Origin of the sequence: Amycolatopsis sp. 505 (assembly GCF_031625235.1) — a bacterium.
In the GTDB taxonomy this organism is placed as follows: Bacteria; Actinomycetota; Actinomycetes; order Mycobacteriales; family Pseudonocardiaceae; genus Amycolatopsis.
On the sequence record NZ_JACKQP010000009.1, the window covers coordinates 1 to 12032 of the forward strand.

At 69.7% G+C, this 12032-nt stretch carries 7 protein-coding genes and 1 rRNA gene; 4 read left to right on the forward strand and 4 right to left on the reverse strand.

All coding sequences use genetic code 11. The features are described from left to right. The 4 genes from H5965_RS30795 to dnaE form a co-directional block, all read right to left on the reverse strand. Window positions 1-105: ribosomal RNA gene (locus tag H5965_RS30795) — 16S ribosomal RNA — on the reverse strand; the annotation flags it as partial. A 424-nt stretch (window positions 106-529) separates the two neighbouring features. After that, window positions 530-1711, reverse strand: coding sequence for a low temperature requirement protein A (locus tag H5965_RS30800; RefSeq protein ID WP_310974216.1), 1182 nt, complete (start codon window positions 1709-1711; stop codon window positions 530-532). A gap of 428 nt (window positions 1712-2139) precedes the next feature. Continuing rightward, a complete protein-coding gene (locus H5965_RS30805; RefSeq protein WP_310974218.1) occupies window positions 2140-3609 on the reverse strand; it encodes an MFS transporter in 1470 nt (489 codons plus the stop codon). A gap of 67 nt (window positions 3610-3676) precedes the next feature. Continuing rightward, entirely contained in the window at window positions 3677-7264 is a 3588-nt protein-coding gene (gene dnaE, locus H5965_RS30810) for a DNA polymerase III subunit alpha (protein ID WP_310974220.1), read from the reverse strand. A gap of 389 nt (window positions 7265-7653) precedes the next feature. Here dnaE and H5965_RS30815 point away from each other — a divergent pair, with 389 nt between their 5' ends. From H5965_RS30815 to aspA, 4 genes are read left to right on the forward strand one after another with little or no spacing between them, the layout of a single operon-like run. Then, the gene (locus H5965_RS30815; protein ID WP_310974751.1) at window positions 7654-8301 is read left to right on the forward strand and encodes a FadR/GntR family transcriptional regulator; all 648 of its coding nucleotides are present in this window, start codon (window positions 7654-7656) and stop codon (window positions 8299-8301) included. After that, complete coding sequence (locus tag H5965_RS30820) at window positions 8298-9728, forward strand: amino acid permease (protein ID WP_310974222.1); 1431 nt, start codon at window positions 8298-8300, stop codon at window positions 9726-9728. The genes H5965_RS30815 and H5965_RS30820 overlap by 4 nt, the downstream gene beginning before the upstream one ends. After that, window positions 9725-10642 (forward strand): asparaginase, encoded by a 918-nt coding sequence (locus tag H5965_RS30825; RefSeq protein ID WP_310974224.1) that lies wholly within the window; start codon window positions 9725-9727, stop codon window positions 10640-10642. Before H5965_RS30820 ends, H5965_RS30825 begins: the two co-directional genes overlap by 4 nt. Then, complete coding sequence (gene aspA / locus H5965_RS30830; protein ID WP_310974226.1) at window positions 10639-12030, forward strand: aspartate ammonia-lyase; 1392 nt, start codon at window positions 10639-10641, stop codon at window positions 12028-12030. The genes H5965_RS30825 and aspA overlap by 4 nt, the downstream gene beginning before the upstream one ends. The last annotated feature ends 2 nt before the right edge of the window (window positions 12031-12032 follow it).

The following is a 12032-nucleotide window of genomic DNA, read 5'->3' on the forward strand; positions in this document are numbered from 1 at the left end:
CCCGTTCGCCACTCATCCACACCCGAAGGTGCTTCAGCGTTCGACTTGCATGTGTTAAGCACGCCGCCAGCGTTCGTCCTGAGCCAGGATCAAACTCTCCAACAATGAATAGTTTAATCGAGGCAATATAATGCTCTCAAAGGAAACCCCGACGAGGGGGTTTCAAATATAAGCTCTACTGGCTTAGTTCACTAGCACACTGTTGAGTTCTCAAGCAACACACTTCGGACCGCCGCGCCGCGAAGGCGCCTTGGTCTTCGGCTTTTGTTTCAAGCTTTGTTCCAGGGATACCACCCTGGTTCGGGACCACCCACTCTACCACGATCGTGGGAGCTTGGTTCGTGTTCCCGGCGGCCGCTCGGTTTCCCTGGCGACTTGGAGAACTTTACATGCCCCCGAAACCCCCTTGCACAGGGGGGTACCTTTTTTCACGCCAGGCCTCTGACCTGCACCGATACGCCCCCACGGCCGGAGACCGCCCGTCAGGCCGGGGAGACCGGTGCGCAGCTCGCGGAGACCGGTGCTCCCCTCAAGCCGGCCGCTGAGATCCATGAGTCGCGACGACCGTCAGCACCACCAGCGCAGCCGTCAGCACGGCCGCCACGTGGATCGGCGCCGGCGTGAACGATGCCGCCAATACCAGCGCCGCCGTTGCCGGGAAGCCGATGGCGATCGGGCGGCACTCGTTCGTCGGCCCTATGTGCAGCAACCACACGCTCAGCAGGAACACCGCGACCGGCACCGTGGTCGGCAAGGCCGCCGCCACCCCGGCGAGGTGCAGCGCACCCGTGTCGTACGCCACCGCCACCTCGAGGCCCGCCCCGACCGCCGCCGCGGAGGCGAAGATGAAGTAGTGGCCGTAGCCCCAGCTCATCGAGGTGAACATGCCCGGGCGGCGGACCAGCCGGGCGTGTCCCGGCCGGTCGAAGTACAGCCACCACATCGAGAACACGAGCACCAGGCCGGCCGCGGCCAGTGACACCAGCGCTCCGATGTGCCCGGGCTCGGCCGTGCCCTCCTTGATCGCGTTGGTCGCGCTCAGGATCGTCTCGCCGAGCACGATCAGCGTGAACAGGCCGTACCGCTCGGCGATGTGGTGCGGGTGCCACGTCGTCCCGCCGCGGCTCTCGGCCCACACCGGCACGGCGAGCTCCGCCACCACCAGCACGACGAACGCGACGGCGCCCGCCGTCCCCGGCACCCACAGCCGCGCGATCCACAGCACCTGGACCACCGCGATCCCGGCGGCGTAGCGCAGCGCGGCCGGACGGCACTCCGGCTCCGACCGCGCCGCGCGCAGCCACTGGACCACCATCGCCAGGCGCATCAGGACGTACCCGGCGACGATCACCCGGAAGTCGCCCTCGAACGCGGTGGACACCCCGGCCGCGATGGTCAGCCCGCCGGCGATCTGCAGGAGCGTGGCCAGCCGGTACGGGACGTCGTCGGTGTCGAACGCCGAGGCGAACCAGCTGAAGTTGAGCCAGCCCCACCAGATCGCGAAGAACACCATCGCGAACGACGTCACGCCGTGCGCGGCGTGCCCCTCCGCGAGCGCGTGGTGCAACGCCGCCGCGGCCTGGCCGACGGCGACCACGAAACACAGGTCGAAGAGCAGTTCCAGCGGAGTCGCGACGCGGTGGTGCTCACCGCGATCGCGGGAGCGCATCGGCCGGTACCAGACCCGGGTCCCGGACGGCTGTTCGGTCATCGGGACTCCCCCGCGTCGGCCTCGGACGGACGCGATCATCCCAGCACGAGCAGCGCGGGAGCGGCGAGCACGACACGGGTGAAGAAGACGGACGGGCCCGGTTCCCCCTCACCCGGGCCCGCCCGCCGCCGTCACGCGCCGGCGGGCACCGATGGGCAGCCCTTCCGCGAGTGCCGGACGGTCCCCCGCGGACGCCGACACCCACTGGACGGAAGGTGACCGAGTGTGTCCATTCCCTCGAACTCCGGACGCCTCGATCGCTCAAGCCGGTCACCCCATCCCCGGGTGGCCGACTGATTGCCACTGTCGGTAGCCGAAGCCGCGCAGTGAAGGCTCCATAAGATCTACCCGGTCGCTCTCCGTAGCACCAGTGTCTTTCCCCGCTCGTCACTCGGATGGAGCATCGCGAATCTGCGGAAAGTAGTGTCCTAACCCCGGTGGACGTCCGCGGCAGACGTCTCGGCCTTCCGGGCTTCCCGCTCCTGCTCGGACGCCCGGTGCCGCCGCGCCCGGAGCTCGGCGACCGCGAGGGCGAGCGCGCCGCACGTCAGGACGGCCGCACAGCCGAGCGCGACGGTGAGCGCCACGGGATAGCCGCGGCCGAGGACCAGGCCGAAGACCGACGCGAGCACGGCGGTGCCGATCGCCGTGCCGATCCGCTGCCCGGTCTGCAGCGCGCCGCCGGCGACCCCGGCCATCCGGACCGGCACGCACTCCAGCGTCAACGTCGTGTTCGGCGAGATCACCATCCCGCCGCCCACGCCCGCGAACAGCAGCGGCAGCGCGAACGCCCACCCGGACGCCGACGGCGGGACCAGCTCGGCGAGCAGCGCGACCCCCAGCAGCCCGGCGGCGACCATGGCCAGCCCGGTCACGGTGAGGCGGCGGCCGTAGCGGGGCACGAGCCGCCCGGCGACCGCGGCCGACACCGCCGACCCGAGCGCGAACGGCGTCACCGACAGGCCCGACTGCAGCGGCGAATAGCCGAGGCCCTGCTGGAAGTACATCGCGAAGACCAGCCAGATCCCGGCGAAGCCGCAGAAGTAGAGCGCACCGACCGCCGCGCCGGCCGCGTAGCCGGGGGTGCCGGTGAACAGGCGGGTGTCCAGCAGCGGCGACCGCCCGCGCCGGACCACCGAGTGCTCCCAGCGCACGAACACGACCCCGAAGACGAGCGCGACGGGGAACAGCCACCACAGCCGGGCCAGACCGCCCTGGTCGGACTCGACGACCGGGAGCAGCACGCCGAGGACGGCCACGGCCAGCAGCCCGATGCCGACGAAGTCGATCTCCGACCGGATCCGGAGCTGCTTCTTCTCACTCCGTGGCAGCAGCCGCAGGGCCAGGGCGAACGCCAGCACGCCGATCGGGACGTTGACGTAGAACACCCAGCGCCAGCCGTCCTCCGCGCCGAAGAGCGCGATGATGGCGCCCCCGAGGATCGGGCCGACCGCCGTGGAGATCCCGACGACCGCGCCGAACATCCCGAACGCGCGGCCGCGCTCGGCTCCGCGGAAGAGGTCCTGGATCAGGCCGGTGTTCTGCGGGGTCAGCATGCCCGCCGCGACCCCCTGGGCGAGCCGCGCGATGACCAGCGTGAGCTCGTTCGGGGCCGCGCCGGCCAGCGCGCTGGTGAGGACGAACGCGGCGAGGGCGCCGAGGAACATGTTCCGCCGGCCGAACGCGTCCCCGAGGCGGCCGCCGGTGACCAGGACCAGGCCGAACGCCAGCGCGTAGCCGGAGACGACCCAGCGGATCCCGCCGCTGCTCGCGTGCAGGCCGGCCTGCATCGAGGGCAGGGCGACGTTGACGATGCTGACGTCGAGCAAGCCCATGAACCCGGCCGTCAGCGAGACGGCAAGCGCTTTCCAGCGGCGGGGGTCGGGTTCGTACGTCATCCTGTCCAGCAAACACGAAAGGCGGGATCCGCGCGCGCTGTGCGCCCGGATCCCGCCTCGCGGAACGTCACGTCGACGCGGTGATCCCGCGGATGCCCTTCAGCTCGCCGATCAGCATCGAGCTGACCTTGACCGGGTAGTCGTACAGCGCGAAGACCGTCTGGTTCTTGCCCACCAGCTTGAGGTGCACCGGGGTCTCCCCCTTGTGGGCGAGCAGCGTCGACCGCAGCTCGCTCACCACCGACTGGTCGATCTTCTCGGCCGCGGCCAGCAGGACCAGCGGCGGCTCGTCGTCGCCGTTGCCGGTGCCGACCTCGGACAGGTCCAGCGTGGCCAGGCCGCCGCCGAAGACCGACATCTTGTCCTCGCGCCAGTTCACCCGGCCCTTGACCAGCACCGCGTTGTCCTCGATCAGCTCACTCGCGAAGAGCGCGTACGACTTCGGGAAGAACAGCACCTCGAGGGAGGCGTCCATGTCCTCCACCGTGCAGATCGCCCAGGGCTCGCCCTTCTTGTTGACCCGCCGCTCGAGGGAGGTGATCAGCCCGGAGATCACGAGCTCACCTTCCTTCGGCGGGTCGTTGAGGATGCTCGCGATCGGCTTGGGCGCGTGCTTGCGCAGGATCCGCTCGGCGCCGTCCAGCGGGTGCGCCGAGACGTACAGGCCGAGCATCTCGCGCTCGTAGGCGAGCAGCTGCTTGCGCGGGTACTCCTCCTCGCCGAACTTCAGGTGCGCGAGCGGGGACGACGACGGCGCCGCCTCCCCCTCGTCGCCGCCGAAGCCGAACAGGTCGAACTGGCCCATCGCCTCCTGGCGCTTGAGCGGGACGACGGCTTCGACCGCGTCTTCGTGGACCTGGATCATCGACAGCCGCGTGTGGCCGAGCGAGTCGAACCCGCCCGCCTTGATCAGCGACTCGATCACCCGCTTGTTGCAGGCCACGAGCTCGGACTTGTCGAGGAAGTCGGTGAAGGACGCGTACTTGCCCTTCTCCTCGCGGGTCTTGATGATCGACTCGACGACGTTCGCGCCGACGTTGCGGACGGCACCCAGCCCGAAGCGGATGTCGTCCCCGACGGCCGCGAAGCGCAGGGCCGATTCGTTGACGTCCGGCGGCAGCACCTTGATGCCGAGCCGGCGGCACTCGGACAGGTAGACGGCCGACTTGTCCTTGTTGTCACCCACCGAGGTGAGCAGCGCGGCCATGTACTCGGGCGTGAAGTTCGCCTTGAGGTACGCGGTCCAATAGGAGACCAGGCCGTACGCGGCCGCGTGGCTCTTGTTGAACGCGTAGCCGGCGAACGGGAGGATCGTGTCCCAGAGCGCCTTGACGGCCTCGGCGGAGAACCCGCCCGGGACCAGGTCGCTGGCCTTCATCCCGGCTTCGAAGCCCTCGTACTCGAGGTCGAGGACTTCCTTCTTCTTCTTGCCCATCGCGCGGCGCAGAACATCTGCCCGCCCCATCGTGTACCCGGCCACCTTCTGGCCGATGTGCATGATCTGCTCTTGGTACACGATCAGGCCGTAGGTGTCGGCCAGGATCTCCCGCAGCGGCTCGTCGAGCTCCGGGTGGATCGGCTTGACCTTCTGCCGGTTGTTCTTCCGGTCGGCGTAGTCGTTGTGCGCGTTCATGCCCATCGGGCCGGGGCGGTAGAGCGCGCCGACCGCGACGATGTCGTCGAACACCGTGGGCTCCATGCGGCGGAGCAGGTCGCGCATGGGGCCGCCGTCCAGCTGGAACACGCCGAGCGTGTCGCCGCGGGCCAGCAGCTTGTACGTCTCCGGGTCGTCGACGCCGAGGGTGTCGAGGTCGATGTCGATCCCGCGGTTGGCCTTGATGTTGTCGATCGCGTCACCGATGACGGTGAGGTTCCGCAGGCCCAGGAAGTCCATCTTCAGCAGGCCGATGGCCTCGCACGACGGGTAGTCCCAGCCGGTGATGATCGAGCCGTCGTCGCGCTGCCAGAGCGGGATCGCGTCGGTCAGCGGGTCGCACGACATGATGACCGCACAGGCGTGCACGCCCGCGTTGCGGATCAGGCCCTCGAGGCCGCGGGCGGTCTCGAAGATCGTCTTGCACTCTTCGTCGGTCTCGACCAGCGCGCGGACCTCGGCGGCCTCGCCGTAGCGCTCGTGCTTCGAGTCGACGATGCCCGAGAGCGGGATGTCCTTCGCCATGATCGGCGGCGGCAGCGCCTTGGAGATCTTGTCCGCGATCGCGTACCCGGGCTGGCCGAAGTGGACGCGCGCGGAGTCCTTGATCGCCGCTTTGGTTTTAATGGTGCCGAAGGTGATGACCTGGGCGACCTTGTCCGCGCCGTACTTCTCGGTGGCGTACCGGATCATCTCGCCGCGCCGGCGGTCGTCGAAGTCGATGTCGATGTCGGGCATCGAGACGCGCTCGGGGTTGAGGAACCGCTCGAACAGCAGCTTCTGCGGGATCGGGTCCAGGTTGGTGATACCGAGGACGTAGGCGACCAGCGAGCCGGCGGCCGAACCACGGCCGGGGCCGACCCGGATGCCGACGCGGCGGGCGTAGCTGATGAGGTCGGCGACGATCAGGAAGTAGGCCGGGAAGCCCTTCCCGATGATGACGTCGAGCTCGATCTCGATGCGCTCGTTGTAGTAGGGGTCCGGCACGCCGTCCGGGAAGCGCCACTCGAGGCCGCGCTGGACCTCTTCGCGCAGCCAGCTGCCCTGGTCGTAGCCCTCCGGCACCTCGAAGAACGGCAGCCGGTCCTTGTGCGCGTACACCTCTTCGTAGGACTCGACGCGCTCGGCGATCATCAGCGTCGTGTCGGCCGCGCCCGGGACCTCCTTGTCCCAGTACTCGCGCATCTCGGCGGCGGACTTGAGGTAGTAGCCGTCGCCGTCGAACTTGAACCGGGTCGGGTCGTTGAGGGTCTTGCCGGCCTGGACGCACAGCAGCGCCGAGTGCGTGTCCGCCTGGTCCTTGGTGACGTAGTGCGAGTCGTTGGTGGCGATCGGCTTGAGGTCGAGCAGCCGGCCGATCTCGAGGAGGCCCTCGCGGACCGACCGCTCGATCGGCAGGCCGTGGTCCATCAGCTCGAGAAAGAAGTTGTCCGCGCCGAAGATGTCCTTGTAGTCGGACGCGGCCTGGATGGCCTCCTCGCGCTGGCCCAGCCGCAGCCGGGTCTGCACCTCGCCCGACGGGCAGCCGGTGGTGGCGATGATCCCCGAGTGGTTCTCGGAGATCAGCTCGCGGTCCATCCGGGGCTTGCGGTAGTAGCCCTGCATGCTGGCCAGCGAGGACAGCTTGAAGAGGTTCCGCAGCCCGGTCGCGTTCGAGGCGAGCATGGTCATGTGCGTGTACGCACCGCCACCGGAGACGTCGCCGCCCTCACCGAACTCGTCCGAGCCGCGCTGGTTGGCCTGACCCCAGAAGACGGGCTTCTTGTGGAACCGGCTCTCCGGCGCGATGTAGGCCTCGATGCCGATGATCGGCTTGATCCCGGCCTTCTTGGACTGCTGGTAGAACTCGTCGCCGCCGTACATGTTGCCGTGGTCGGTCATGCCGACCGCGGGCATGCCGAGGCGCGCGGCCTCCGCGAAGAGGGGGGCGATCTTCGCCGCACCGTCGAGCATCGAGTACTCGGTGTGGACGTGCAGGTGGACGAAGGAATCGTTCGACACCAGCGAAAACCTCCCCTAGGTGGATCGGACCGGCGCGCCCGGGTCTCCCACCTTATCCCGCACTCGCCGGGCTCGATTGTGCGCCTCGGCGGGGCCGCGGGAGTGCACCGACGCGCGGCTCCTTCGGGCGGAAACGATCACGACACGCGCCGCGCCCGGACGGTCACGCGGACGGCACCCCGCCGCGTGCCGCGAATGACTCATCCGGGACCTCGCACGTCCCGAATGAGTCATTCGCGACCCCTCGGGCCGGGCGGGGCGGTGGGTGAGGTGGGCCACAGACCGCGACACTCGCGTTGACACCGGGGGCACCGGGATCGAGCATTCCCGCCATGAACCTGTCTGACAGCCAGACAGCCGGACAAGGTGGTCCTCGCCGGGTGAGCGCCATGGAAGCCGTGCTGGCCCACCTGCGCGCCTCGATCGAGCGCGGCGAGCACGCCGTCGGCGAGAAGCTCCCCTCCGAAGCGGCTCTGAGCAGGGAGTTCGAGGTCAGCCGCTCGGTGATCCGGGAGGCGTTGCGCGGTCTGCAGGCGCTCGGCATGACCGAGTCGAAGACCGGCAAGGGCACCTTCGTCACCGCGACCGGCCCGGCCGACAACCCCACCTTCGGGCCCTACTCCGCCCGCGACCTCATCGAGGTGCGCCGGCACGTCGAGATCCCGGTCGCCGGGTACGCGGCCGTGCGGCGCAGCCAGGACGACCTCGACCTGCTCGCCCACCTGCTCGACCGGATGGACGCCGAGACGGACAACACCGCCTGGGTCGCGCTCGACTCCTTCTTCCACATCACCATCGCCCAGGCCTCGGGCAACCCGGTGTTCGGGAAGGTGATCGAGGAGATCCGGGACGCGCTCGCCCGCCAGTCCGCCTTCCTCAACCAGCTCGGCGACCGGCGCCGCCAGTCGAACATCGAGCACCGGGCGATCGTCAAGGCGATCGAGAGCCGCGTGGAAAGCGCCGCCGTCGCGGCCATGTCCGCGCACCTGGAGCACGTCGAAGCCACCCTCAACAGCATCGTGAACGGGGACCAGTGACCGAACAGACCCTCCCGGCCACGACCGGCACCACCGCGGACGCGGGCGACGCCGGCTACCGCAAGGCCCTGAAGTCCCGGCACGTCAACATGATCGCCATCGGCGGCGCGATCGGCACCGGCCTGTTCCTCGGCGCCGGCGGACGGCTGGCCCAGGCCGGCCCGGCGCTGGCGATCGTCTACGGCGTCTGCGGGCTCTTCGCCTTCTTCGTCGTCCGCGCGCTCGGCGAGCTGATCCTGTACCGGCCCTCCAGCGGCGCGTTCGTCTCCTACGCCCGCGAGTTCATGGGCGAGAAGGGCGCGTACGTCGCCGGCTGGATGCACTTCCTCAACTGGTCGACCACCGGCATCGCCGACATCACGGCGATCGCGCTCTACGCGCACTTCTGGTCGTTCTTCTCGCCGATCCCGCAGTGGGTGCTCGCGCTGATCGCGCTGGCCGTCGTCCTGACGCTCAACATGGTGTCGGTGAAGCTGTTCGGCGAGATGGAGTTCTGGTTCGCCATCATCAAGGTCGCCGCACTCGTGCTGTTCATGGTGATCGGCATCTTCCTGCTGGTGACGCAGACGCCGATCGACGGCGTCGCGGGCGGCCCGCAGCTGATCGCCGACCACGGCGGGATCTTCCCGTCCGGGCTGCTGCCGATGGTGCTGATCGTGCAGGGCGTGGTGTTCGCCTACGCCTCGGTCGAGCTGGTCGGCGTCGCCGCGGGCGAGACCGAGAACCCGGAGAAGATCATGCCGAAGGCGATCAACTCCATCATGTGGCGCATCCTCGTCTTCTACGTCGGTTCGGTCGTGTTGCTGGCGATGCTGCTGCCGTGGAGCTCCTACACGAAGGACCAGAGCCCGTTCGTCACCGTGCTCTCGCACCTGGGCGTGCCCGCGGCGGACAGCGTGATGAACCTGGTCGTGCTCACCGCGGCGCTGTCCAGCCTGAACTCCGGCCTGTACTCGACCGGCCGGATCCTGCGGTCGATGGCGACGGCGGGCTCGGCGCCGAAGTTCACCGGCGTGATGAACCGCAACCACGTGCCCTACGGCGGGATCCTGCTCACCGCGGCCGTCTGCGTGCTCGGCGTCGGGCTGAACTACCTGGTGCCGAAGGAGGCCTTCGACATCGTGCTGAACTTCGCCGCGATCGGCATCCTCGCCACCTGGGCCATCATCGTGCTCTGCCACCTGCTGTTCGTGCGCCGGGCCAAGCGCGACGGCCTCGAGCGGCCGTCCTTCCGGCTGCCGTTCTCGCCGTACACCGAGATCGCGACGCTGGTGTTCCTCGCCGCCGTCGTGGTGCTGATGGGCTTCGACGAGACCGGCCGGATCACCCTGCTCGCGCTGCCCGCCATCGCCGTCGCGCTGGTCGCAGGCTGGTTCGGCGTGCGCAAGCGGATCGACATGCGGGCGTTCGACGAGGAGGGCATGTGAGCCACGAACCCCTCGTCGAGCTGCTCCGCGACGGCCTGGTCGAGGGCGTCCACCACGGCTCGGCCGTGGTGCTCGCCCCGGACGGCTCGGCGCGGTTCGCCGCCGGGGACGTCGACACCCCGATGTACCCGCGGTCGACGGCGAAGCCGCTGCAGGCCACCGCGATGGCCCGGCTCGGCCTGCGCCTGTCCCCCGCCGGGTTCGCGATCGCCGCGGCCAGCCACTCCGGCGAGGCGATGCACCTGGACGCCGCTCTCGACGTCCTCGACGGGCGCTCCCCCGACCTGCTCGGGAACCCCGCGGACTTCCCGTTCGACCCGGTCGAGCGGGACCGCTGGCTCGCCGCCGGGCGGGCGCCCAGCCGGCTCGGGCACAACTGCTCCGGCAAGCACGCGGCGATGCTCGCGACCTGCGCTTTGAACGGCTGGCCGGTCGAGGGCTACCTCGACCCGGCCCACCCGCTGCAGCGCGCGATCGCAGCCACCGTCGAGGACCTGACCGGCCGGGGCATCGCCCGGGTGGCCGTCGACGGCTGCGGCGCGCCGCTCTTCGCGACGACGTTGCGCGGGCTCGCGACCGCGGTGTCGAAGATCGCGCTCGCCGCGCCGGACACGCCGGAAGGGCTGGTGGCCGCCGGGATCCGGCAGCACCCGGAGCTGGTCGGCGGCAGCCGCCGGGACGTCACCGCCGTCATGCGGGCGGTGCCGGGGCTGATCGCGAAGGACGGGTTCGAGGCCGTCCAGGTCGCCGCGCTGCCGGACGGCACGGCGATCGCGGTCAAGATCGCCGACGGCGGCGACCGGGCGCGCTACCCCGTGCTGGCCGCGCTGCTCGGCCTGTGCGGGGTCGACGTCCCGCCCGGCCCGGACAACCTGCGTTTCGCCGGAAATCTTCCTGTGGGGAGCACCGTATGACCACCCGCCGCGAACACGACCTGCTCGGCGACAAGGACGTCCCCGCCGACGCGTACTGGGGCGTGCACACCGCCCGCGCCCGCGAGAACTTCCCCATCACCGGCACGACGCTCGCCGCCTACCCGCACCTGGTCGAGGCGCTGGCCTCGGTGAAGGAAGCCGCCGCGCGCGCCAACGCCGAACTCGGCCTGCTCGCCCCCGGCATCGCGGACGCGATCTGCGCGGCCTGCCGGGAAATCCGCGAAGGCGCGCTGCACGGCGAGTTCGTCGTCGACGTCATCCAGGGCGGTGCCGGGACGTCGACCAACATGAACGCCAACGAGGTCATCGCCAACCGCGCCCTGGAACTGCTCGGGCACGCCAAGGGCGACTACCACGTCGTCCACCCCAACGAGCACGTCAACCTCTCGCAGTCGACGAACGACGCCTACCCGACCGCGGTCAACGTCGCGACGATCCTCGCCGTGCGCGAGCTGTCCGAGTCGATGGTCGTGCTGGAGAAGGCGTTCGCGGCCAAGGCCGTCGAGTTCCACGACGTGCTGAAGATGGGCCGCACGCAGCTGCAGGACGCCGTGCCGATGACGCTCGGCCAGGAGTTCGGCACGTACGCGGTGATGCTCGGCGAGGACCGGCAGCGGCTGAACGAAGCCGTCGCCCTGCTGCACGAGATCAACCTCGGCGCGACCGCGATCGGCACCGGCCTCAACGCCGCGCCGGGGTACGCCGAAGCCGCGTGCCGCCACCTGCGGGAGATCACCGGCCTGCCGGTCGTGACCGCCGTCGACCTGGTCGAGGCGACCCAGGACTGCGGCGCGTTCGTGCACCTCTCGGGTGTCCTCAAGCGGATCGCGGTCAAGCTGTCCAAGAGCTGCAACGACCTGCGGCTGCTGTCCTCGGGCCCGCGCGCCGGGCTGAACGAGATCAACCTGCCGCCGGTGCAGGCCGGGTCGTCGATCATGCCGGGCAAGATCAACCCGGTGATCCCCGAGGTGGTCAACCAGGTCGCGTTCGAGGTGATCGGCAACGACGTCACCGTGACGATGGCCGCCGAGGCCGGCCAGCTCCAGCTCAACGCCTTCGAGCCGATCATCCTGCACTCGCTCTCGGAGAGCATCACGCACCTGGGCGCGGCCTGCCGGACGCTGGCGTCGAAGTGCGTCGCCGGGATCACGGCGAACGTCGACGTCCTGCGCGCGTACGTGGAGAACTCGATCGGGCTGGTGACGGCGCTCAACCCGAGCATCGGCTACGCGGCCGCGACGGAAATCGCGAAGGAGGCCCTGGCCACCGGGCGCGGGGTCGCCGAGCTCGTCGTCGAGAAGGGCCTGATCCCGGCCGAGGAGCTGGCGAAACTGCTGCATCCGGAAACCCTCGCCCGCGCGAACTGAGG